21 protein-coding genes and 1 tRNA gene are annotated in these 21,810 nt (G+C 67.0%); 7 read left to right on the forward strand and 15 right to left on the reverse strand.

The window, feature by feature from the left end; genetic code table 11:
* Nucleotides 1–62 precede the first annotated feature (62 nt).
* A complete protein-coding gene (locus tag ACFVR6_RS07390; protein WP_386960631.1) occupies nucleotides 63–1,802 on the reverse strand; it encodes a zinc-ribbon domain-containing protein in 1,740 nt (579 codons plus the stop codon).
* Nucleotides 1,803–2,146: 344 nt separating this feature from the next.
* Between ACFVR6_RS07390 and ACFVR6_RS07395 the strand changes: the two genes are divergently transcribed.
* Nucleotides 2,147–3,601, forward strand: a complete 1,455-nt coding sequence (locus ACFVR6_RS07395; protein WP_386960634.1) for an ApeA N-terminal domain 1-containing protein — start codon at nucleotides 2,147–2,149, stop codon at nucleotides 3,599–3,601.
* A 377-nt stretch (nucleotides 3,602–3,978) separates the two neighbouring features.
* On the opposite strand, the gene ACFVR6_RS07400 is transcribed toward ACFVR6_RS07395, so the two are convergent.
* The 6 genes from ACFVR6_RS07400 to ACFVR6_RS07425 form a co-directional block, all read right to left on the reverse strand.
* Nucleotides 3,979–4,923: a hypothetical protein gene (locus tag ACFVR6_RS07400; protein ID WP_386960636.1), complete on the reverse strand. Its 945-nt coding sequence runs from the start codon at nucleotides 4,921–4,923 to the stop codon at nucleotides 3,979–3,981.
* 162 nt (nucleotides 4,924–5,085) lie between these two features.
* Nucleotides 5,086–7,053: a hypothetical protein gene (locus ACFVR6_RS07405; protein ID WP_386960639.1), complete on the reverse strand. Its 1,968-nt coding sequence runs from the start codon at nucleotides 7,051–7,053 to the stop codon at nucleotides 5,086–5,088.
* Nucleotides 7,054–7,182: 129 nt separating this feature from the next.
* The gene (locus ACFVR6_RS07410; RefSeq protein ID WP_386960642.1) at nucleotides 7,183–7,341 is read right to left on the reverse strand and encodes a hypothetical protein; all 159 of its coding nucleotides are present in this window, start codon (nucleotides 7,339–7,341) and stop codon (nucleotides 7,183–7,185) included.
* A 76-nt stretch (nucleotides 7,342–7,417) separates the two neighbouring features.
* Nucleotides 7,418–8,593 carry a protein kinase family protein gene (locus ACFVR6_RS07415; RefSeq protein ID WP_386960645.1) on the reverse strand — a complete coding sequence of 392 codons (1,176 nt, stop codon included), beginning with the start codon at nucleotides 8,591–8,593 and terminating at the stop codon, nucleotides 7,418–7,420.
* 659 nt (nucleotides 8,594–9,252) lie between these two features.
* A complete protein-coding gene (locus tag ACFVR6_RS07420) occupies nucleotides 9,253–9,651 on the reverse strand; it encodes a GNAT family N-acetyltransferase (RefSeq protein WP_386961675.1) in 399 nt (132 codons plus the stop codon).
* A 161-nt stretch (nucleotides 9,652–9,812) separates the two neighbouring features.
* Nucleotides 9,813–10,805, reverse strand: a complete 993-nt coding sequence (locus ACFVR6_RS07425) for a DMT family transporter (RefSeq protein WP_386960648.1) — start codon at nucleotides 10,803–10,805, stop codon at nucleotides 9,813–9,815.
* A gap of 72 nt (nucleotides 10,806–10,877) precedes the next feature.
* Here ACFVR6_RS07425 and ACFVR6_RS07430 point away from each other — a divergent pair, with 72 nt between their 5' ends.
* Nucleotides 10,878–11,792 (forward strand): LysR family transcriptional regulator, encoded by a 915-nt coding sequence (locus tag ACFVR6_RS07430; RefSeq protein WP_386960651.1) that lies wholly within the window; start codon nucleotides 10,878–10,880, stop codon nucleotides 11,790–11,792.
* Between the two features lie 91 nt (nucleotides 11,793–11,883).
* Here ACFVR6_RS07430 and ACFVR6_RS07435 read toward each other — a convergent pair whose 3' ends face one another.
* On the reverse strand, nucleotides 11,884–12,039 hold the full coding sequence (locus ACFVR6_RS07435; RefSeq protein ID WP_386960653.1) for a hypothetical protein: 156 nt from the start codon (nucleotides 12,037–12,039) through the stop codon (nucleotides 11,884–11,886).
* Between the two features lie 186 nt (nucleotides 12,040–12,225).
* Nucleotides 12,226–12,792: a hypothetical protein gene (locus ACFVR6_RS07440; RefSeq protein ID WP_386960656.1), complete on the reverse strand. Its 567-nt coding sequence runs from the start codon at nucleotides 12,790–12,792 to the stop codon at nucleotides 12,226–12,228.
* Nucleotides 12,793–12,969: 177 nt separating this feature from the next.
* Between ACFVR6_RS07440 and ACFVR6_RS07445 the strand changes: the two genes are divergently transcribed.
* From ACFVR6_RS07445 to ACFVR6_RS07455, 3 genes are all read left to right on the forward strand, one after another.
* Nucleotides 12,970–13,173, forward strand: a complete 204-nt coding sequence (locus tag ACFVR6_RS07445) for a hypothetical protein (protein ID WP_386960659.1) — start codon at nucleotides 12,970–12,972, stop codon at nucleotides 13,171–13,173.
* A 12-nt stretch (nucleotides 13,174–13,185) separates the two neighbouring features.
* Nucleotides 13,186–14,178 (forward strand): zinc-binding dehydrogenase, encoded by a 993-nt coding sequence (locus tag ACFVR6_RS07450; protein ID WP_386960661.1) that lies wholly within the window; start codon nucleotides 13,186–13,188, stop codon nucleotides 14,176–14,178.
* Nucleotides 14,179–14,334: 156 nt separating this feature from the next.
* Entirely contained in the window at nucleotides 14,335–14,979 is a 645-nt protein-coding gene (locus ACFVR6_RS07455) for a hypothetical protein (RefSeq protein WP_386960664.1), read from the forward strand.
* On the opposite strand, the gene ACFVR6_RS07460 is transcribed toward ACFVR6_RS07455, so the two are convergent.
* Entirely contained in the window at nucleotides 14,973–15,179 is a 207-nt protein-coding gene (locus ACFVR6_RS07460; RefSeq protein ID WP_386960666.1) for a hypothetical protein, read from the reverse strand. The two genes, ACFVR6_RS07455 and ACFVR6_RS07460, sit on opposite strands and share 7 nt — an antisense overlap.
* Nucleotides 15,180–15,317: 138 nt before the next feature.
* Between ACFVR6_RS07460 and ACFVR6_RS07465 the strand changes: the two genes are divergently transcribed.
* Nucleotides 15,318–16,139 (forward strand): LLM class flavin-dependent oxidoreductase, encoded by an 822-nt coding sequence (locus ACFVR6_RS07465; protein ID WP_386960669.1) that lies wholly within the window; start codon nucleotides 15,318–15,320, stop codon nucleotides 16,137–16,139.
* Between the two features lie 2 nt (nucleotides 16,140–16,141).
* Nucleotides 16,142–16,684: an alpha/beta fold hydrolase gene (locus ACFVR6_RS07470; protein ID WP_386960672.1), complete on the forward strand. Its 543-nt coding sequence runs from the start codon at nucleotides 16,142–16,144 to the stop codon at nucleotides 16,682–16,684.
* 8 nt (nucleotides 16,685–16,692) lie between these two features.
* On the opposite strand, the gene ACFVR6_RS07475 is transcribed toward ACFVR6_RS07470, so the two are convergent.
* The 5 genes from ACFVR6_RS07475 to ACFVR6_RS07495 form a co-directional block, all read right to left on the reverse strand.
* Nucleotides 16,693–18,060: a D-alanyl-D-alanine carboxypeptidase family protein gene (locus ACFVR6_RS07475; RefSeq protein ID WP_386960675.1), complete on the reverse strand. Its 1,368-nt coding sequence runs from the start codon at nucleotides 18,058–18,060 to the stop codon at nucleotides 16,693–16,695.
* Nucleotides 18,061–18,139: 79 nt separating this feature from the next.
* Nucleotides 18,140–18,721, reverse strand: a complete 582-nt coding sequence (locus ACFVR6_RS07480) for an isochorismatase family protein (protein ID WP_386960678.1) — start codon at nucleotides 18,719–18,721, stop codon at nucleotides 18,140–18,142.
* Nucleotides 18,722–18,941: 220 nt separating this feature from the next.
* Entirely contained in the window at nucleotides 18,942–21,224 is a 2,283-nt protein-coding gene (locus ACFVR6_RS07485) for an MMPL family transporter (protein ID WP_386960681.1), read from the reverse strand.
* Nucleotides 21,225–21,268: 44 nt separating this feature from the next.
* Nucleotides 21,269–21,664: a hypothetical protein gene (locus tag ACFVR6_RS07490; RefSeq protein WP_386960684.1), complete on the reverse strand. Its 396-nt coding sequence runs from the start codon at nucleotides 21,662–21,664 to the stop codon at nucleotides 21,269–21,271.
* Between the two features lie 66 nt (nucleotides 21,665–21,730).
* A tRNA-Thr gene (locus ACFVR6_RS07495) sits at nucleotides 21,731–21,803 on the reverse strand.
* Nucleotides 21,804–21,810 lie beyond the last annotated feature (7 nt).

Below are 21,810 nucleotides of genomic sequence, written 5' to 3' on the forward strand. Positions count from 1 at the left end.
TGCTGTAGGGGAAGGTGTTGCCATCTGTCCGTATCGGGTCACCGCAGCCCCGCCGTCCCGAACTACTGTCGGCTGACCTTCGACGCATCAATACAAGCGGCGACCTGCTGCATCACCCCCGACGGATCCGGCGCCGAGGCGTAGACCGTGAACTCGGCGTACGACGGATCACTGATCTGCAGCGGAGGCAGCGGATGCTCGCGCAAACGTATGACTCTGAGTCCAGCTGCGAGCAGATCGAGGGACTTGTCCGTGTCGAGGGTCACTTTGCCGGCGTGCCAATATGACCCGTCGTACTCGATTGCGACGTCACCGACCAGAATGTCCACTGTCCAGCTCCCTCGACGCTTGAACGCCGCGTGACGGACTGCGCGTCCGGAGAGCGCCTCGCCGAAGATGGCCGCGGCAGCATCCAGATAGAGTGCCTCCATCTTCGATTTCCCGGACAATCGACACTCCGGGCAGCCCGCACCGGCGACTCGCGAGGCGAGCGGTGCGGACCAGCGATGTGCCGGGTTCTCTGCGCACACCCATTCCGGTGTGAATGACATCCGCCCTGTCGGTAGAACATGGAATGGCGTCGCCGGGTTGGTGTCCGCCCACTCTTCAGCTAGCGCCGGATAGTTCCATGCGAACGAGTTCGTTCGCGTACGGCAGATCGGACAGCGCCAGACGGGCTGCTGCATCCGCTCCCGCGGAGAGGCTTCCCCCTCGTGTCCGCAAACGGGGTCCTTCCACCATCGTGGCCTGGCTGATCCCGGTGTGACCTTTTCGAGCGGCGTCGAGTTGTTCTCGGCGTACTGGTTCGCGATCTCCGGTTCGAGTTGCACGACGCCGGCCTTCGAACTTCGCGTTTTGGCGGCGGCACAGTGGTCGCATCCCGAGAGGTACCAGCGAGAGATCGACAGGCGCGGGTGATGTCCGGCTGGGCACTTCCAGCGGAACCCGTTCCCGACGAGCGGGCGATCCTCCAGGACCATCACCTCGGCCGGGTCGTGCCCCGGATCATCCCAGGACTCCGCAAGTTCCGGCACCTGCGAGATGGTCAAGTGCGCAATGGCCTGGATGCGCACCATGTCAACAAGTCGGCGCTCGTCGGCACACTCGCCGCATCCCGGAGTCTCGCTCATGGTCCGTATCGGGGCGGTGAAGCGGTGTCCTTCGGGACAGACCCAACCCGCTTCGCGGTTGGCCTTCATGGTCGCTGTCGCGAGCAGGACTGGGTCGTTGTCCTCGGCCCACCAGTCAAGTGCCGTTGAGCCTGAGTCCTTGAACAGCTTCTTCCCCGGCGGCGCCGTGCGTGTGCGGCTCTTCGTGCATCCGCAGAAGAAGCCCATGTCTCCGACGCGTTGCACGCTGCGCACGCCGCACTGCTCGCACTCGGTGAGGTGCGGGTCGTCTGGCAGTGACGGGTCGGTGAGTGGGCCGAGATAGATGAATGAATGATCGCTGGCGAACTTCGCGACAGCGTCGAGATCGTTCGGAGTGGTGTTCGCGTAGGCACCCGCCGTGGCCCTCGCCATCTCCGCCCACGCTCGCCACCTGCAGGCGTCGCACGTGGTGGCCCTGAGGTGCGTGCGTTCCTCGACCGTCACCATGCGGTAGTCGGCCTCGACGTCACACGTGAGGCAGCGGCAACGCCGCATCTTGTCCGGCTTACCGAAGGTGCCGATCGGCTCGAGGCCACCTCTGCGGAAGATGTCGTCGACGTGGTGCAGGCAGTATGCCGGCTTCGTCCGGGTCCGGTAGACAGCGGGCGCCACACAACCCGCGGCGCTGCAGGGCTGTTGCGTGTTCGGCACGGCGCCATCCTGCCAGAATGCACGGCAATAGCCCCATCCGCGTGCTCCTCCCCTTCCACGCATAGGAGCCACGGGCGACGAGCGAACGGGATGGGCTCCTCCCCCCGGGGGGGGCACCCGATCGAGCGAGGATTCGATCGCGCATCCAACGATCGGTGTGCCGTCGGGGTTGCGCCGGAGCCCTGTCGCGATCTCCCTCGGTTTCGTTACCGCACCCCGACGCCCGGTCACCGGGCATCGCCCGCATGGGGATCGCGCTGATTCGGCGCGCGACCTCCCCCAGGTGGGCGACGTGGCGCGCCGCGATCCCTCAATACGTCGGCTAGCTCCTAGATGATGGCTCTATGGATGATCCTCGGCTTGATCAGCGCCGCGAATGGAGCGGCGAGTGGTGGCTCCCAAGTGCACCCGAGCAGACCTTTGGCGGAGTGCTCGCATATGAGCCCGGCAAAGAACTGAGCCTCCGTCTGATCGGCGGATGGAGGTACGCCGAACCGGTCGAACCGTTCCCGGGATTGCGTGTCGGCCGCGGCGATCTCCTACGCTGGCCGATCATTCACGGTCGAACGGGCGAAACCCCGCTAACCCTGGTCGACACCTGGGTGAGTGAAGCGCGGGGCACCGACGACGATCGCCCGGACGGGCTCAGCATCGGCGCGATGACGCTCCTCGTTGATTTCCACCTCGATGCGGAGGACGACCCTGCGTTTATCTCTGGCTGGGTGACGACCGAGAACCTCAACGAGTGGACGCGACGAACGGGTCTCCGCGATGAGCGAGGAACCGGGGTTGTAGCTGAGAGCCTCGAACCTCTGGAAGCGACAGAAGACGAGTTCACAGTCCGCCTCCACACGTTGTCTTCCTACCGATCGTGGAGTCGGAAGCGCGATGGCTACCACACCCAGCATTGGGAGCAGGCGGCGATGGAGTTCGTATCGGAGACACCTCGTCCGATGGACGACTTCTTCGAGATGATGGGAAGTGTAAGCGACCTTATGACCCTGTCGACGCTCGCGCCGTGCGCCGACATCACCGTGCGTCTCTACACTCCCCCGATTCCCAACCGATATCCCGAGGGACATGTCTACGCGACTGCTCCACACAGGGTTGACGTCTACCAGTACCGGACGCGGACGCCGGAGCCCGAAGCTGGTGCCACTGTCTGGACCGACTTCATAATGAGTCGCGAGGATCAACCGTTCGAGGTGTTGATCCCACGGTGGTTCGAACTCCGTCAGACGTTCAGGGCCGCCCTCGACACGTTGCTTGGACTCAGGTACGTGACGGGCGGGTACCTGCAAAGCCGAGTGGTGAGTGCGGTCTCGGCGGCTGAAGCCTTCCATCGCGCCCTTGACGCGCCCCCGCCTTTAACTGATGCTCAGCACTCGAGCCTGCGAGACGTACTGTTCGCGGCTGTGCCCGACCAGCACCGGCAGTGGCTGCACGATCGGACGCGGTACAACCAACCCACTCTCAGGGAGCGCCTTGTCGACCTCGCTCGCCGGCCCGGTCCGTTCATGAAGGATCTCGTGCCGAATCCCGACGCGTGGGCCAAGGCGGCCGCACAGTCTCGCGATGGCGTCGCGCATTTCGGCACGACCGGTCATTCCCGCTACGACGAGCTCCATGCGATCGTCGTCGTTACGGCCGCGGTCGTGACCATGAATCTCCTCGGCAAGCTTGGGGTCTCTCCGGAGCGGATGAATCGAGCCCTGCATGAGAACCGCGACCTTCGTTGGACATGTGAGCTCGCGAGAGAGCACTTCGGAGAGGCACCAACGGTTGAGGCGGCCCGCTAAGCCGCCTCAAGGACGGGTGGCCTCGACTGCATCTCTGTCCCGCAGGCCACGTCCGACAATCTAAAGTCAGCGACAAGCGGAATCGACTCGAAAGATGCCTCTTGCGTGGTGAGGTGCCATCACCGTGTGCGCACGCACGCCTCGCATCGGTCGTATGCCCAGGCTCCGGCGTGGTAATGACGATCGTCTGCCCGCAATGCCCGTGAACCGGCCCCTGTCGTGCATCGCGCGATCAGGGATCGATTCCGCACGCCGACGCCCGCCCAGCGGGCGGTGCGCGTTTGAGGATCCGCATCCGGCCGAGCACGACTTGGTGTCCGCGCCGCGTGCGCGAACGCCGCCTGCTCCGGGCGCCCGCGCGGCCAATGATGGCAAACCTACTTCGCGCTGAAAACGTCAGAGTCCCGTTCAAGCCAACACAGCAACGCTGTGGCGTTCATCAACGCGAACAGGCTATTGACTCTCGTGTACTGTCGCGGCGAAACGCCGTGAGCGGTGGCGTGCCGAGAGAAGGCCCTCGGGATCGCATCGCCTGGGTGGTAGTCGGCATGTCCAGCAGCCAGCGGCCCAAGAACCATCACAGCGCGCAGAGCGAGCTTGGACAGCTTCGGGCGTTGATTCTTGGATGTGACGAGCGACCAGTTGTACCCCACCGTTTGAGCCTTAATGAACGATCGACCGAGCGTATCCACGAGGTTGGCGGCAAGAGCCTGCGCCGCTTCGTAGTGGCCATCCCGAATCGCGGACGCCGACATGCTGACGAACCGCGCGTGAGATCTAGCCTGTCGGCTAGGCAGCTCACCCACGGCGCGCTCGCAATCGCGCAGAATCCCACGCCACCCATTCCGAATCTGCTCGCGCCGAGCCTTCGCGTGCTCGGCCGTGAGCAGTCGGTCGATGAGCGCCGCGCTGGGCACCCATGCCAAAGGGATACCTTCCACAAGGATGATCGACCGCAACTCGTCCTCGTCGAAATGGACTGTCGCGGAGACGCCCGACCAGTTCGGAGGGAGGCCAGGAAACCGCCCGCCGACGAAGTCCGCAACGCCCTTCATCCACGAGGTGTCGATCCCGCCCAGAAACGCGCCAGCGTCGAGGCCCTTCATCCACGAGGTGTCGATCCCGCCCAGAAACGCGCCAGCGTCGAGGCCCTTCATCCACGAGGTGTCGATCCCGCCCAGAAACGCGCCAGCGTCGAGGCCCTTCATCCACGAGGTGTCGATCCCGCCCAGCATGGCTTCGCGCTCGGGCCGCAGCTCACCATCGCCATCGCCATCGCCATCGCCATCAGTATGAAGTTCGGGCACGTCGGAATCGGTCACGCTTCTACTGAATCAGATCCCTGCGACACGAGACCTTCGGAGCGGACTAGAGATCCGAATCCAGCGACGCTCGAACACATCGTGTGAGCCGCACGATGAACGACCGGCTCTCGGGCGGCAAAGGCCCCCGTGCTCGCTTCATCCAACGCTGACAGCAAGCTGTCAGTCCGCACAACGCGTAGTCGATACACCGCCGTGCGCCGAGGCGACGGTTGCGAAGTCATCGTTGATCTTGATGACCAGAGCGATCGTCAGCTTGAGCGTTGCGAGGTATGCGCCGAAATGAGCGTCACGCCCCTCGGCGTCTGCCTGCGAACCGTGCAGATACTTGTTGCGCAATTCCGGTCCGTTGCTGAATTCGGCCTTGTTGAGCTGATAGTTGAGGTAGCTGGCTTCGGCGGAGGTCAACAACGTCGAAGCCATTCGGAGCCACCCACGATCGACCATCTCGTCGGCCAGGGCGCGCGCCGGTCCCGACAGGTGGACGTAGCTTGCAGCCTCCTGCGAATAGATGGATCTGAGTATCAGGAACTGCGAAGGGCTCGCAATCTCGATGCGTCCGCGGTTGTTGCTCAGAACTTCGAGGGCGACAAGGTGGTCGAGGATCGGTCTCTGATGGTCTGCGAAATCCTCGTACGTGACCTGGTTTCGGATGAGAACTTCGGCCAGGTCGTCGCCGCGCACCTCCTCGCTGATGTAGGTCATCGACGATTGGTCAGAAAACAGGGCGTCCAGCACTCCCCGAATCTCTGGATTGTCCGTCGAGTAGAGGTACTTTCCCTTGACGAGGCTCGGCACCTGCTTGTAGCGCACTGTGTCAGAGACAATGGCGAGCAGTTCTCGGTCGATCTCGCCATCCTCCACGTAAAGACCGAACTGGCGTACCACGCTCTCCATCTCTACGAGAAGATGTCTGGTCTTTTCAAGAAAGCTGGAGTCTTTCGCTGATGGGGAGAACGTGAATCCGTGTGCATCGAACTCGGCAGGCAGATACTCCTGAAAGAACCACGAAACGACCGATTCGAGTTCGATCCCGCTGCCACCGAGGAAAGTGAACGCTAACTGCGTTTGCAGGGTCGAGCTCATGTCGCGGATCCGGTAGGCAGCACCAATCTGGTAGTCGGTGTGCCCTGTCGTCGTAAAGAATCTCTCGAAAACGCCGAGCTCTGCGCGATACGCGGGCAGGGTCAGTAAGACATCGCGATCCGCGAACTCGAAGAGGTGCTGGAAGTTGTTCAGAACGCTTGCGTAGTCCATCGTGTGTTCCAGCCACTTACGGCTGTACGAGTAGGTGGCGACCATGCCATCGAGAGCGGTGATCACTGGTTCATCCTGGTCGTCCGAGATGCTGAGCTCGACTCCCGACTTGACCCCCGGGTTGTCCTTGAAGACGGCCTCAGTCTGGCGTTCATGTCGCCGTTTGGCTTCGAGCTTCAGACGAGCATCCACGCCGGTGAGTTGACTGATGGGAGCCGTCTCGATGAGACGCACGTAGTTCGGATTTGCCTCCTCGATCTGCACGTAGCGGCTCATGAGGACTCGCGTGTCGGCTGGTGTGACCGACGGTGGGATGTGAAGTTCCTCGCGCCGGTCCTTCATGAAGTGGTGCTGGATGAGAAGCTCCGCATTCCTTGGATCCCTCAGTAGGACTTCCCGCACGTGAAGGTCGTAGGCGCGCACGAGCTTCTTGTTTCCAAGTAGCTCTCGCAGGTGGATCCCGTTCGTGGTGAGTACTGAGAGCATCTGATCCGCATCACATCGTTCAAACGCCCGGTTGTTACCGAGAAGCACGAGGAGGTCGGTGTGGTATTCGAAGGGGACACCATCGATGAGTTCGTCGAGATTGGAACTGTCGACACTCGTAAAGAATCGTGCAACTGAGCTTCGGATCCGTGAGCTTGTCGCCGCCAGTCCCAACTTTTCGATGTCAGTGAGGGACTGCGGTACGAAACCCGCCTGCACCAACTGTTGCGCGTTGTGGAGTTCGATGACATCGGCGACGTTTCGACTTGACCACACGTCATCGAATCTGCGCACGATTTCGACGGCCTCGTCGACTTGCCAATAGGTCGCGTAGTCCCCGGCTCCGTAGAAGCGCAACCGACGCTTGCCTACCTCGCCTGATTCCATATCGCTGCCCCCAGTCGCTGAGACCCACGGTATCGCGCACGTCTGACGGGGCTGAACCCGGTTCGGTGGTCACGGGTCCCTCGAGCGTTCGTCGCACGGATAGGGATGGGCCACGTTGTTGAATCCGAGCTATTCGTGCGCCTCGTCGGGGGCTTGCTCGAAGACGAGCGGCGCGTCCGGCTCGCGCTCGCGCTCGGAAAGATGGTCGGCGACGACAAGGAACTGCGCGATGGAACGGGCCTGCCCGTAAGGAATGGGCGTTTGGAGGGCTTCCTGGGGAGAGGGCATGGGCGTCGGCGGTCGCTCACGACGATCCATGTGCCACGATTCGCGAGAGACCGCTGGCCCCGCAGACCAGATTCCGCTAGGCAGGCGGCTGCGACGCTGTCGGCTTCGCTTCGAGGCGCTCAACGTCGGCGATCAGCTCCAGGACGTTCGGGTAGCGTGCCGACAGATCGTGGGCCGCGCACTTCTGAACGATCCGGCTCGCCTCGTCACCGACCGAGCTCAGCGACTCCTTCCCTGTGAAGATGTAGGAGAGCACCCAGCCGATCGAGTACATCTCGTTGGCGACGTCGTAGCTCTTAAAGTTGTCGAGGAGCGGGTCGCGGATGGTTCCTCGCATCTCGGTCTGAGTGCGGGTGAACTGTGACGTCTTGTCCTTCACGAGCCCGAAGTCGCTGAGCTTGACCAGGACGGCCCCGTCGTCGAAGACCTTCAGAAGTACGTTCTGCAGGCTGATATCGCGGTGCAATAGGCCCTTCGCGTGCAGGTAGTTGAGCCCGTAGAGGAACTGCAGTGCGATCCGCTTCCGAGAGGCGAATGGGAGGCTGCCGTTGCGCTTCGAGATGAACGAGCGCAACGTCTCGTCGCAGAACTCCATGCGGTACTCGTTCTGGTCGTCGTCGTACTTGTAGACCTGCACGACGTACGGAAAACGCAGCCCTTTCATCACCTCGAACTCTTGCTTGAAGCGGACGAGGTCGCGCTCGTCGATTCCGCGCTTCGCACGCTTCACGGCGAACTTGATTCCGTAGTCGGGATCAACGTAGGAGTGCACGGTGGCGTAAGAGCCTTCACCGACCATCTTGAGCTCGACCCGCGTCTGCTGCTTCTTCAGCCTCACCGAGGCTGCCGGCCGCGTGAACACCGGCTCGTACTTGATGACGTCGATTAGCTCGAAGTCGTCCGGCACCGCGCTTCCGCCGCTCGGCGCAAGCCACGGTTCACACCGCTCAATCGACGCCTGGTACTTGTCGATTAGCTGCACCTGGACCCCAGCGCGCCCTAGGTCGTGGAGGTCCTGGTTGATCTCTTTGATCAGCCCGAGCATCTCGCGGCTGTTATCAGCCCAATAGTGATTGGTGGTCGTCGCGCGGCCGTTGATCTCGTTGAAGTGCTGGTTAAGGCGTTGGTGGAGCACCGCGAACATGTGGCCGAACTCGGGATCATCATAGATCCGAGTGAACGCTGGCGATGCCGCCTGGCTCGCGTACTTCTCCTTTAGATCAGCCAGCGCGAACTCTGAAGGGCTTGCCACCGGACCGCCTTCCGCCAGGGATGAGATCCCCTCAGGCTACGACGAGCCGCCGGACACTCGACTCGCGTACGCGCGCGTCGAGTGATGCGAACGCCCGGTCGAATATGGGCGTTCGGGACTGCTGCACGAAGTGCTGACGCTCACACATGCCGGCACCCGCAAGCGAACCCGATCGCACCCACTCAGCCTCGCCCGCAACGACCCGGTTGCGGGCAGTGCCCGAATAGGGATCCGCGTGGAATAGCCCGCCATCAGTATCAGCTGCCTCGTGGTCCTAACCAGGCGCTTCCGCCAACTGTCCGAGGCTCTCACTACGGTGGGCGTGCGGCAACGATGCCGCATTACCCGATGGAGGCCAGCATGAGAGTTTCTACCTACCACTCGACGAACCAGTCCGACCCCGGCGTGCATCACAACCAGAGCGATTGTCCGAGTGGGCAGCAGATCCCAGCCCACAACCGCCGTTCGGGCACGAATGGGTGGCCCCTCTGCGGTCACTGCGCCAACATGTGAGAGTTGAAGCAGGAGTCGGCAGAACTGCTGGCTCCTGCTTCGGCTATGCGGGGCAGTGTTCAACAGCGCGCCTTATCGTCCCCCGAGCGACAGTGCCCGCGTAGGGATCCAGACGCTGTGTGACCGGTGCCGGCGGATCGGGCCTGCTATTCGATTGGCGCGTATCCCTCACCCCAGCGCAGCATCCAGGATTGCGCGTCCTTAAGCTGCTCGAACCCGAACTGTTCGTACAGGCCCTGGGCGTCTTCGGTGAAGAGCGCGGTGCGCTTAAGTCCGAGAGGCTTGAGGTCATCGATGATGCCGGCCATGATTCGTTTCCCGACGCCTCGGCCACGCGCGGCGGGGTCAACGAAGACATCCGCGATCCAGGCGAACGTAGCGCCGTCGGTGATCGCTCGCGCGTAGCCGAGTTGTCGACCACTCCCTGCGTCGAACACGCCGTAGTTGCGGGAGCCGGACATGGCCACCTCGTGCGCCTCACGGCTCCGGCCCCGCGCCCAGTACGACTCCTCCGCCAACCAGCGATGTATACGATCAACGTCCATGGCAGATAGGTCAGGGGTGAAGATCAAGTCCTGGGGCACAGTCTGATCCAACCACCGGTGCTGGACTCGGCGAGAAGGCCGCTTGCGATCAAGTGGACCGGCGCCTGACTATTTCCGCACGGCGACGCCCCACCGTTGCGCACTGCCAGCTGAGGGATCGTCTATCGAGACGGTTCTCCTCGAGTGGTTGACGTCTCCTGAGGTAAACGCGGGCGATCAGCCTCGGGCTCTCTTTGAATTCGGCCGGCGGCCGCGTGGGCGATCTGTTGTCGATGCCGGCGCTCGATGGTTTGCCCGGCATAGCTCGCGCTGACGATCAAGACAGCGCCGCCTATTCCGAGCGGTCCGATCGCTTCGCCGGCGATGAGCACTCCGACGAGCAGGGCCCACACCGGTTCGGTTCCCATCAGAATGCTCGCGCGGGAGGCCGAGGTTCGCCTCACCGCCCAGAGCTGCACGATGAACGCGAATACTGAACAGACCAGACCGAGGAAGAGCACGTTCGCCCACTGGTGTGCATCGAGGCGCGCGGCGGCGGCGGGAAGGTCGGGCCCGGCCATGGCGGTGAATGTGGCCGCGCACACCGCCATCTGCACAAGCACCACACCCCAGGTGCCCTCTGCGCGCCCGCGTGTCAGGTGCGCGCTTGCCGTCACGTGGCAGGCCCGCACGATCGCGGCGGCGATCACGAGGCCGTCACCGACTGTCGGTGTGCGAAGGCCGCCCTCGGAGACGAGGAGCGCGACGCCGACGAAGGCAGCTACGGCGGCGATGAAGTAAGACCGGGGTAGCCACGATCGGGACGCGATGCCGTCGAGGACGGGCGTCATCACCAGCGCCAGACTGATCAGCAGCCCCGCATTGGTCGCGGAGGTCAGGTTCACACCCCAGGTCTCGAGCCCGATGACGGCCGCTTGCGAGCAGCCCAGGCAGACCGCGATCACGAGGCCCCGTCCCCGGGGGAGTCGCTCGCGTCGCAGGAGACACACGAGCCACGTCGCGGCTGCAGCGACGAGAAAGCGGAGGGCGACAGCCGCGGGTACGCCCGTCTCAGCGGCGAGATCCTTCGCCGCGAGAAAGCTCGCGCCCCAGGCTGCGGCGACGCCGAGCAGCAGCAGGTCGACGACGAGTTCGGAGCGCAAACGAATTGCCATGCCACTACTCTCTAGAGACCCGATGCCGAAGAGCTACGGGCAATGTCTTGATCGACGATTTAGGGAACGCTTATGGATCCTGCTCGCCTTCGTCTTCTCCGCGAGCTGGGCGACCGGGGCAGCGTCGCTGCCGTGGCGACGGCGTTGCACGTCAGCGCGTCCGCCGTCTCACAGCAGCTCGCGGCGTTGCAGGCCGGCATCCCGGTCCCGTTGACGATCAAGCAGGGGCGCCGACTCGTGCTCACGGAAGCGGGTGAAGCGTTGGCGGTCGCCTCGGCACGCGTCGACGAGGCCCTCGCCCAAGCCCGAGAGACCATCGGGTCATTCCTCGAACACGACGAGCGACCCGTTACGGTCTCGGCATTCCACAGTGCCGGTCTCGCCCTGTTCGGTCCGCTCCTCACCGAGCTGGGCGCTGGTTCGCGCGTCTCCCTCGCCGACGCCGACGTCGCGCAAGACAAGTTCGCCGGCCTTGCCGCGGACTACGACCTCGTCATCGCGCACCGTCTCGCACATGACCCCGCCTGGCCGACCGGGCGCCTCGTCGTGACACCGCTTCTGGTCGAACCACTCGAGATAGCCCTGCACGCCGAGCACCCCCTGGCGGCGTATCCCGACATCAGGCCTGAGCAGTTGCGGGATGAGCGTTGGATCTCCACCCACGAGGGGTTCCCCCTCACCGGTGTGCTCGCCCACCTCGGAGCCGTGATCGGTCAAGCGCCCCAGGTCGATCACCGCATCAACGAATTCTCCGTCGCCGCCGAAGTCGTCCGCACGGGCGCGGCGATCGCCGTGATGCCACGGACGACTGCCGCCCCACTGGCGGTCGACGGAATGGTGCTGCGTCCGGTCACCGGTGTCTCACTCGTCCGCCACGTCGACGTGCTCGCTCGTCCCGACGCCCTCGCGCACGCGCCCGTCCGAAGGGTCCTAGCGGCACTGCAGCACGTCGCCGCCATCGCCACACGACGAGCGAGTGCGCGATAACCTCCCGCAGTCGGAATGCGGGCGGGCGGCGACCGGGGCCGGAGGATCCCGCCCCGCGTAGCCACCGGTCCCGCCCGCAGCAGCAGCCCTCTCAGCCGAGCAGCGCAGTGATCTTCGCGTAGAACGGCGCGGGGTCGCCCGATACCGACGCCTTCACCATCGCGGTCCAGTCGTCGACGATCACCTCGATGTCGCCTCGGGCCAGGCCGTCGAACGCGGCGCGCGGCACCTCGCGGGGGTGGATCATCGCTGCGAGCGCCGGGCGGAACGCGCGGATGACGTCGAGCGTGCCCCACCCCGGAGCACTGCCCCGCCCTGCGGGAACCGGCCTGGTCGCCCTACGCGGCTGCCGATGAGAGCGACTCGTCGGCAACGCACACGGATGAGGCCGCGCGCCAGGCGGGCACCGGCTCCTGACCGCAGCCGCCCGCCTTCACTCGACGAGATCGGCAGTAGCGATGTGGGTCGCGTCCTCGGGCAAGAGAGCGATCAGGCGCTCGTCGCACTCGACATCGACGCCTTCCGCGTAACCAGGCCTCCGAGCGTCCCAGACCCGGTCAGCGACGAAGACAACCTCCCACGTGTAACACGTGTACATCGTGGAGGGTCCTTCGCGCCTCCTCTCGTCGCCTCTGGGCACGTCCTGCCGAACGCCTGAGGAGACGAACTCGGTGAACCGCACAAGGGGGTCACCGAAGCTGTCGACCCCGGCCTCGCGAATGCTGTGGATCACGGATGCCGGCTCGGTGCCGGGAAACAGTGGAGGTGTCTCCCGCGATTCCCAGACGATGCTGACCGTGCGCAGCCTGTCCACCAGAGCATCCCGCGGGAACGGCTGCGGGGATCGAAGCAACTCGTCGCTCACCACCGCTTGCTGCGCCCGGATCTGTCGCCAGAGCGCGCTGTCATACGGTTGCGCCGCGCACCCGACGACGATCAACCCACACAACGCCAGCCCCGCAACGAGTGCGGCCGCACCGCGCCCGGGACGTGATCGCATGTCCTGATCCTAGGGATGCCACCCCGCGGACACCGTGCCCCGAACGGCAAGGCGGCCAGCGACCCGCGTCCGCGCCGACGTGGAAGCAGCAAGAGCCCGCGCACCACCCGAATGCTGCGCCCCTCTCGGGTGTCAACCCGGTTCCGCGTGCTCTGCGCGGCATCCACCATGGGAGGCATGAGCGATCGAGACGACATCAAGCAGCCCCTCGACCATCTGCCGCCGACGGAAGAGCGCGACAAAGCGATCGAGGTCGACGAGCCGCACTACCCCGACACCGGCGGCGGCACCGAGCACACCCAGGCATCGCCGGCGACGGCCGCCGAGCCGGGCAAGCCCGACCGGCACGGCGTCGACAAGCTGCCGCCCACCGGCCGCTGACCTGCGACGACCATGACCGACACGATGCAGGCGATCCGGCTCGATGGACCGGGTGGCTACGACGTGCTGCGGGTCTCCGAGGTCCCACGCCCCGAGGTCGCGCCCGGGTGGGTGCGCATCCGCGTGAAGGCGTTCGGCGTGAACGAATCCGAGGTGACCAGCCGGCAGGGCGGCTCCAGCGCCGACTTCTCCTTTCCGCGCATCCTCGGCATCGAAGTGGCGGGCGTCGTCGACGAGGTCGCGCCCGGCAGCCGCTTCCACGAGGGGCAGCAGGTGGTGTCGATGATGGGCGGCATGGGGCGCAGCATCGACGGCAGCTACGCCGAGTACACCCTCGTCCGCGAGGAGAACGTCATCCCGTTCTCCTCCGACCTGCCCTGGGAGACCGTGGGCGCGCTGCCCGAGATGTTCCAGACCGCCTACGGCTCCCTCGCCACCGGCCTCGAGCTGCAGCCCGGTCAGTTTCTGCTCATCCGCGGCGGAACGTCCACCGTCGGCCTCTCAGCCATCGCGCTCGCCCACGGCCTCGGCGCCCACGTCATCGCCACGACCCGCAATCCCGATCACGCGGCGCTGCTGCGCGAGCACGGCGCCGACGAGACCATCACCGATGACGGCGACGTCGCGGCGGCGGTGCGCGAGCGGCATCCCGATGGCCTCGACGCCGCCCTCGAACTCGTCGGTCTCGACGTGCTGCCCGACACGCTGGCCGCCCTCCGGCGCGGCGGCGTCGGCTGCTTCACCGGGGCGCTCGGCGGGACCTGGACGCTCGAGAGCTTCTCCCCCTTCGCGGTCATCCCCACCGGCGTGCGGCTCACCACCTACGCGGGCGAGGCATCCGACCTGCCCGCAGACGCCTTCGCGCAGCAGCTCGAGGCGATCGCCGCCGGACGCACCACCCCGGCAATCGCCCACGTCTTCCATGGCCTGGGCGAAGTGGCCGAGGCGCAGCGGGCGGTCGAAGAACGCGACATGCCCGGCAAGGTCGTCGTCGTGCTCGACTGAGCGTCGACTCAGCCCCTCGCTTTCGGTCTGCCTGGAGCCACAGGGACAGGCAAAACCGCAGAGTCGGCATGATCGCGCGAGATGCCTTCCCGCCGCCACCGTCGGTGTCCACGGGCGAATTTGACGGGCGAGGCAGTCATCGCCCACAGTCAAAGCATGCGCCGCACCCTGCCCTGCCTCCTCGGCGTTGTCGCCATCGCCGTGCTCGCCGGCTGCTCGAGCGAGCCACGGACGCTCGGGGCGATCCCTGCGAGCCCCGACGCACCGACCGCGTCGGCCTCGCCGACCACGTCACCGCCGACCCCGACACCGACCCCGACCCCCGGCGAGGCGACGGTCACGATTCTCCCCGACTGTGCGAGCCTGCTCACGCCCGACGAGATCAGGAGTGCGACTCGGGCGCAGAATGCCGAATACCTGTGGGCGGAAGACGACTTCGATGGGAGCTTCCTGCCCGGCCCGGTAGCGCAGCAGGCGTTCGCTTCGGCATCTGCTGCGGTCACCTGCACCTACGGCATCCCCATGACTGACGCCATCGCCTCCGTCTCCGTCGCGCTGATCAGTCCTGCCACGAGCGAGAACCTCATTGACGCCCTCAGCTCGTCTGCGCGCTACACCGCGACAACGCACGGCGATATTCCGGTGTTCTCAATGACGATCGAGGAGGGCTTGGGCTCGACGATCGCCTATGCCTTCGACGCGAACGTATGGGCGATCGCCGACGGCACCTTCCTGTCGGAGGAGACCGCGGCGAGCCTCGCCGTCACAGCGATCACCGGGGTCGTCGCGGCTCCTCAGTAGGCGAGCACGCCGTTCTCGTCCCGCAGCGTGCCGGTAACGCCGTCACGGTCCTGCGTCGCCGCACGCACAACGACGGCGGCGCTCTCTGCGGCCGATCGGCCACCCGGGAAGGCCGCGGTCATGTCGGTCGCGGTGTAGCCGGGCTCGATCGCGGTGAAGACGATGCTGGGCTCCTGCTTGGCGTACTGCAGCGTGAGCATGGTGGCCGCCGCCTTGCATGCCGCATAGAGCGCGTTCGTCAGGTGGTACTCCGGGCGGTCGGGACTGGTGACCGCCCAGAACGACCCGCCGCGGCGGCCTCCCTTGAACGAGTGGATGCCGCCGCTTACGATCCGGGAATGGACTCCGCCCCGGCCGTCCGCGTCGGCGTCGTCGCCCGGCCGCAGCTGCCGCCCGAGCGGCTACCCGACGCCGCCCGCGCAGCGGAGGCCGCGGGCGTCGACGACCTGTGGCTGTGGGAGGACAGCTTCTGGAGCGGGGGCCTCGTGACCTCGGCACTCACCCTGGATGCCACCTCGACCGTGCGCGTCGGGCTCGGGCTCATGCCCGCGCCGCTGCGCCACCCCGCGCTCGCGGCGATGGAGGTGGCGGCGCTCAGCCGCCGGCATCCGGGGCGCTTCGTGCCGGCATTCGGCCACGGGGTGCGGGAGTGGATGCAGTCGGCCGGGGCCGCTGTCGCGAGCCCGCTCACCCTGCTGCGCGAGTACGCGAGCGCCGTGCGGGCGCTGCTGCACGGCGAGGAGGTCACGGTCGAAGGCCGCTATGTGCGCCTCGACGGAGTGCGGCTCTCCCTGCCGCCCGCACCCGACGCCGTGCCGCCGGTGCTGCTCGGCGCCAACGGCCCGAAGGCGCTGGCGCTGGCGGGCGAGATCACCGACGGTGTGGTGCTCGGCGACGTGCCGACCCCGGATGCCGTGGCATCCGCCGTTCTCCTCGTGCGCGAGGCGCGCGCGTCGTCGCCGCTGGCGGGGCACGCTTTGCACGTCGTCGGCTACGTCGAGCCTGCGGCGGATGCCGCCGCTCAGGCGGTGGATCTGGTGGCGGCGGGGATGACCACGGTCGTCTTCACGCGGTGGGAGGGCGACCCCGACCCGCGGCTGCTGTTCGAAGCGGCGGCGGCCGCCCGCGCCGCGCTGAGCCTGGAAGGGAGGGCGACGTAAGCGTGGATGTGGTGTTCCTCCACGGCGCCGGGCGCGGCGCGCACGACGAGGACGCGCTGATGGTCGAGAGCCTCGCTCAGGAGCTGGGCGAGGGGTACGCCGTGCACTACCCACGGCTTCCCGAAGAGGATGACGGGGGCGATCGGCGGTGGTTCGAGGCGATCGACGCGGCTCTGGCCCAGGCCGCACCGCCCGTCGTGCTCGTGGCGCACTCCGCCGGCGGGTACGTGCTGCTGCGGTACCTCACGAGCAGGCGCCTGACCACGCCGATCGCCGCGATCTGCCTGATCGCGGTGCCGTTCCCCGGCGGCGACGCCGCCTGGACCTTCGAAGGCTTCGAGCTGGCTTCCGACCTCGACCAGCGCCTGCCTGCCGACGCCGCAGTACGTCTGTACGCGAGCGAGGACGACGCGACGGTGCCGTTCGCGCATCGCGACCTGTACGCCGCCGGGATCCCGCGGGCACGCGTGCGCACGACGACGGGCGGCCACCAGCTGGGCGACGATCTGCGGGCGGTCGCCGACGACATCCGCGCGCTGGTGTGACGGTCCGGTCAGCCCAGCTCGCCGGGGTGGGTCAGCCGCCACCACGTCGTGGGCGGCTCGATGGTGCCCTCGATGACAAGGGGCGCGCTGGCGGTGTGCGGCCCGCTCGTCCATGTGATGCTGCCAACGGTCTCGCCGTCCGCCCACTCGGCCGGCTCGGTGGTCTCCATCGTCACGGTGATGGGGGTGTCCGACCAATGGAACACTGAGGGATCCGCACCGATCACCATGTCGGCGCTGCTCCCCCAGGGCGTCGCATACGACCCGACCACCTCCCCCGCTTCGGCCAAGGGCACCTGGGTGAACCCGGCCGAGATGCTCTCGAGCAGCGTGACCACCGCGTGGTTCGCGCCGTCGCGCGATGACGTGCCGAGCACGACCCCGACAACGGACAGCGGCGCGGCCGCTCCCACGTCGAACGTCGCGGTGTAGAGCAGATTCGATCCGCTCTCGCCCAGCGTGCCGGTCTTGAGCCCGGTGATCCCATGGGTGCCCAGCAGCGCGTTCGTGTTCGACATGCCGTCGAGGCCGGGCGGGGTGATCCCGGGCATCGCGGCGATCGGCGCGACGACCGGGTGCGCGGCGGCGAGCCGCCCGAGCGCGATGAGATCGCTCGGGGTGCTGGTGTTGCGGGGATCGATGCCCGTGGGCTCGACGATCGTCGTGTTCGCCAGCCCGTTGGCGGCGAGCCAGCGCCTGGCGGCACCGACGAACGCGCTCTGCGAGCCGAACGCCCACGTCGACACCGCTTCGGCGTAGTTGCTCGCCGAGGGCACGAGCATCGTCGCGATCGCATCGCGCAGCGACATCGAGCTGCCGCGCGGCATCTCCGCGATCGAGGCCCCCATCACGTAATACTTGTCGTACAGCGCGTAGTCGGCGCTGTCGAAGGCGAGCGTGGGGCCGGGGTCAGCGGCATCCGCAAGCGGCACCGCATCGAGCACGACGAGCGCCGTGATGAGCTTGGTGATGCTCGCCATGGGGCGCGGGTCGTCGGTGCCGCTGGCGACCCAGATGGTGCCTTCGACCGGGCCGAGGTACGCGTCGGCGCCCGAGACGGTGAGGGCGGATGCCCCCTCCTGCGGGAGCGCGATCGTCGCGGCCGTCGTCGTGGGCGCCTCGGGCACCTGCGACGTCGCCACCGGGTCGGCGACCGGCGCCGTGACCGCCCACGCGGTGTACCCGCCGCCGGATGTCAGCACGGCGACCGTGAGGACAGCGGTGACGATCAGGCTGCGGCGGCGGCGGCGCTGGACCTCGGGGTCGTCCGGCGCGCGTCCGCCGGGAAAGAACTGCTCGTCACGGATCAGCTCCGTGAAGTCTTCGAGCGCATCGTCGGGCCGGTGCTGCGTCGTCATGTCGTACGGGACCCCCATCCGATTGCTGTCTATCACGCCGCGGCACGGGCGCGCATCAACGGATTTCCGGCAGCCTGCTGCCGTGGGGTCGGGCGGGTCAGGCTCCGGACTCTGCCAACTCCGCACCGGCGTGGGCGAGCTCGGCGAGAGCCGCATCGGTCGAGTCGGGGGCGACGCCGGCGACCAGGTCGGTCAGCACGCGCACACGGCGGCCGTGCTCGATGGCATCCAGGGCCGACGCGCGCACGCAGTGATCGGTCGCAAGCCCCACGACATCGACCTCGAGGATGCCGCGCGAGGTCAACAACTCGGCCACCGTCTCGCCGTCCTCGGTCGCACCCTCGTAGAGCGAGTACGCCGGCTGACCCTGCCCCTTGCGCACATGGTGCGTGACGGCGTCGGTCACCAGCGCGGGGTCGTACTCGGCGCCCTCCGTGCCGGCGACGCAGTGCACCGGCCAGGTGTCGACGTAGTCGGGATCCCCGGCGGCGAAGTGCCCACCGTTGTCGCCGTCGGCGTCGTGCCAGTCGCGCGAGGCGATGATCAGCTCGTACTCGTCGGCGTGGGCCGCGAGGTGGCGGGTGATGGCCGCGGCGACCGCGTCACCGCCGGTCACCGGCAGCGCGCCGCCCTCGGTGAAGTCGTTCTGCACGTCGACGATGAACAGTGCGGTGCCCATACGCCGAGCCTACGCCCACCCCCGCGGCGCACAACGTCGCTGATCCGCGTGGATGCGAGGCCCGCGGCCGCGGTACGCGGGCTTCCGGGCCCGGATCAGCGACGTTGTGCGCGGCAGCGGCCATCGCCACTGCGGCCGCGACCCGGCGGGAGTCGTCGCGGGACGAAGGAAGGGCCGCGGCGTCTGCCGCGGCCCTTCCTGTACATCGTCGCTGATCCGGTCAGCGGCGCCGCAGCGAACGGCGGGTCGTGCGCGCGTCGCCGGCAGCGGTGACGCCGGGCGCGTCATCGACCTCAGGCGCCGGCTCGGCACCGGCGACCACCTTGCGGGGGCCGATGTCGTTGCGCCACAGCTTCGACGGCCACCAGATGGCGCGCCCGATGTCGTAGGACAGGGCGGGCACCAGCAGCGAGCGCACGATGAAGGTGTCCAGCAGCACACCGAACGCCACGATGAACGCGAGCTGCGCGAGGAACAGGATCGGGATGACACCGAGCGCGGCGAAGGTCGCCGCCAGCACGAGTCCGGCCGACGTGATCACACCGCCGGTGGCGACGAGACCGCGCAGGATGCCCTGCCTCGTGCCGTGCGTGAGGGACTCCTCCCTCACGCGCGTCATCAGGAAGATGTTGTAGTCGATGCCCAGCGCCACGAGGAAGACGAATCCGTAGAGCGGTACCGCAGGGTCCGCACCCGGGAAGTCGAAGATCCCGTTGAACACCAGGGCGCTGACGCCGAGGGCCGAACCGAACGAGAGGATCACGGTGCCGATGAGCAGCACCGGCGCGAGCAGCGAGCGCAGCAGCAGGATGAGGATCACCAGGATCACCAGCAGGATGATCGGGATGATCAGCGTCCGGTCGCGGATCGACGTGTCGTTGGTGTCGATGTCGGTCGCCGTCTCGCCGCCGACCAGCACACCGCTGCCGAGGGCATCCTCCAGGTCGGTGCGCAGCTCCCGCACGACGTCCTCCGCGGCGATCGAGTCGGCCGTGTCGGTGAGCGTCGCGATGAGCAGCACGTCGCCTTCGGAGACGGTGGGCGCCGGGGCGGGGGTGCCGGGAGGGCCCATCGCGGTGAACACCGCTTCGCCACCGGTGACCTCGACGGCGGCCTGACCGTTGGGCGAGTCCTCGGATGCCGCGGCGACCGAGTCGATGCCGTCGTTGTCGAGGAGCACCTCGACCCCCTCGGCCAGCTCGTCCTCGGGAACGATCACGTACACCGGGCTGCCGGAGCCGCCCGGGAAGTGCTCGGCGAGCTCCGCCTGACCGTCGCGGGCCTGCGACTCGCCCAGGACGAGGTCGCTCGAGGGCACGCCGTCGGCCTTCAGCTGGGTGACGCCGAAGCACGCGACCAGCAGCACGAGGGTGGAGACGATCCACACCGCGCGCGGGTGGCGCGACACGAATCGCGCCTGGCGGGGCCAGACACCCTTGACCGGCTTGGTGAAGTCGTCGGGGATGCCGATGGAGTCGGGCTTCGGCGCGAACGGCCAGAACGCCGCGCGACCGGTGAGCGCCAGCAGCGCGGGCAGGAACGTGAGGGCGGACAGCATCGCGAACACGATGCCGATGGAGGCGATGGGGCCGAGCGCGCGGTTGGTGGCGAGGTCGCTGAGCAGCAGGCAGAGCAGACCCGCGATGACCGTGCCGCCGGAGGCGAGGATCGGCTCGAACGCACCGCGCCAGGCCGACATCGTCGCCTCCCAGCGCCGCTGACCCGAGGCCAGCGACTCCCGGAAGCGCGCGACGTACAACAGGGCGTAGTCGGTCGCCGCGCCGATCACGAGGATGAACAGGATGCCTTGCACCTGCCCGTTCAGCACGACCACGCCCGCCTTCGCGAGCCACCAGACGGTCAGCAGCGCGACGCACAGCGCGAACACCGAAGTCAGCAGCACGAGCACCGGCAGCAGGGGTGAGCGATACACGATCACGAGGATGATGAACACGGCGATGAGCGCGACCCCGAGGAGCAGGCCGTCGATGCCGAGGAAGCCCTCCACGAGGTCGGCGGAGAATCCGGCAGGCCCGGTCACCCACGTCTCAATCCCGTCCGGCGCCTGTTCGGCCAGATGCTCGCGCAGTCCGGTGACCGCGTCGGCGACGTCGGCCTCGGCATCCAGCGGCACGAAGATCTGCACCGCCTCACCGTCTTCCGACGGCACCGCCGGCGACACCTCACCGGCGACCGCGTCGATGTCGGCCAGGCCTGCGGCGAGGTCGCCGAGCTCGGTGAGCTGCTCTTCGGTCAGCTTCCCGTCGCCGGATGCCACCACGAGGGCGGGGATGCTGTCGTCGCCCAGGAACTCGCTCAGACGGTCGTTCACCTGCGTCGCGTCGGCGCTGGACGGCAGGAAGGCAGAGCGGTCGTTGATCGCGACCTCATCGACCTTGCCGAAGTAAGGTCCGCCGATCGCGCCGCCGACCAGCCACACCAGCACCAGGACGACGGGAATGCCGATGCGCAGCCAGCGCGGCACATTTCGCTCATTTGCCATATTGCTAGCTTATCTAGCAATCGGCGGAAACGCCACTCGGCGGATCACGCGCGGACGAACAGGAGGATCCAGGATGCCGCGAACGCCACCACGCCCAGGAGCGCAAGCCCCGCGGCGAGCCTGGCGGTGGCCCGCACGGCGGGCGAGCGCTTCGTCAGGCGGAAGCGATCGCGCGAGCCGAGCCGGTACCAGATGTCGGTCATGGACTCGCCGGCGAGACGCTCCGCCTCGGCGTGCGTCGCGGTGGCGGCGCCCACTCCCCCGGCGTCGTCGAACCAGCGCACGACCGTACGGTCGTCTTCGTGGTCGATGACGCCGCGCGCGGGGAGCCAAGAGCCGTCGACGGCCCAGAGGATCAGCGCGACAAGCCCGACGAGCACGCCGGCGCCGAGTCCCACCCAGCTGAAGATCTCGAGGATCGCGTCGAGCGCGGCATCCATGAGTCCCCCTGCGCGCTCGATCGGCGATACGAAAGTGGGGCTCCGAGGAGCCCCACTTTCGGTTTGAGCCACCTAAGGGAATCGAACCCTTGACCTATTCATTACGAGTGAATCGCTCTGCCGTCTGAGCTAAGGTGGCGTACTCC

This window comes from Microbacterium sp. NPDC058021 (genome assembly GCF_042885955.1).
In the GTDB taxonomy this organism is placed as follows: domain Bacteria; phylum Actinomycetota; class Actinomycetes; order Actinomycetales; family Microbacteriaceae; genus Microbacterium.

What these genes read in the sequence shown, in the direction of transcription:
- ACFVR6_RS07395 (WP_386960634.1), top strand. Translation starts at nt 2,147, where the DNA reads ATGGATGATCCTCGGCTTGATCAGCGCCGCGAATGGAGCGGCGAGTGG.
- ACFVR6_RS07405 (WP_386960639.1), bottom strand. Translation starts at nt 7,053, where the DNA reads ATGGAATCAGGCGAGGTAGGCAAGCGTCGGTTGCGCTTCTACGGAGCC.
- ACFVR6_RS07410 (WP_386960642.1), bottom strand. Translation starts at nt 7,341, where the DNA reads ATGCCCTCTCCCCAGGAAGCCCTCCAAACGCCCATTCCTTACGGGCAG.
- ACFVR6_RS07420 (WP_386961675.1), bottom strand. Translation starts at nt 9,651, where the DNA reads ATGGACGTTGATCGTATACATCGCTGGTTGGCGGAGGAGTCGTACTGG.
- ACFVR6_RS07425 (WP_386960648.1), bottom strand. Translation starts at nt 10,805, where the DNA reads ATGGCAATTCGTTTGCGCTCCGAACTCGTCGTCGACCTGCTGCTGCTC.
- ACFVR6_RS07430 (WP_386960651.1), top strand. Translation starts at nt 10,878, where the DNA reads ATGGATCCTGCTCGCCTTCGTCTTCTCCGCGAGCTGGGCGACCGGGGC.
- ACFVR6_RS07435 (WP_386960653.1), bottom strand. Translation starts at nt 12,039, where the DNA reads ATGATCCACCCCCGCGAGGTGCCGCGCGCCGCGTTCGACGGCCTGGCC.
- ACFVR6_RS07440 (WP_386960656.1), bottom strand. Translation starts at nt 12,792, where the DNA reads ATGCGATCACGTCCCGGGCGCGGTGCGGCCGCACTCGTTGCGGGGCTG.
- ACFVR6_RS07445 (WP_386960659.1), top strand. Translation starts at nt 12,970, where the DNA reads ATGAGCGATCGAGACGACATCAAGCAGCCCCTCGACCATCTGCCGCCG.
- ACFVR6_RS07450 (WP_386960661.1), top strand. Translation starts at nt 13,186, where the DNA reads ATGACCGACACGATGCAGGCGATCCGGCTCGATGGACCGGGTGGCTAC.
- ACFVR6_RS07455 (WP_386960664.1), top strand. Translation starts at nt 14,335, where the DNA reads ATGCGCCGCACCCTGCCCTGCCTCCTCGGCGTTGTCGCCATCGCCGTG.
- ACFVR6_RS07460 (WP_386960666.1), bottom strand. Translation starts at nt 15,179, where the DNA reads ATGCTCACGCTGCAGTACGCCAAGCAGGAGCCCAGCATCGTCTTCACC.
- ACFVR6_RS07465 (WP_386960669.1), top strand. Translation starts at nt 15,318, where the DNA reads ATGGACTCCGCCCCGGCCGTCCGCGTCGGCGTCGTCGCCCGGCCGCAG.
- ACFVR6_RS07475 (WP_386960675.1), bottom strand. Translation starts at nt 18,060, where the DNA reads ATGGGGGTCCCGTACGACATGACGACGCAGCACCGGCCCGACGATGCG.
- ACFVR6_RS07480 (WP_386960678.1), bottom strand. Translation starts at nt 18,721, where the DNA reads ATGGGCACCGCACTGTTCATCGTCGACGTGCAGAACGACTTCACCGAG.
- ACFVR6_RS07485 (WP_386960681.1), bottom strand. Translation starts at nt 21,224, where the DNA reads ATGGCAAATGAGCGAAATGTGCCGCGCTGGCTGCGCATCGGCATTCCC.
- ACFVR6_RS07490 (WP_386960684.1), bottom strand. Translation starts at nt 21,664, where the DNA reads ATGGATGCCGCGCTCGACGCGATCCTCGAGATCTTCAGCTGGGTGGGA.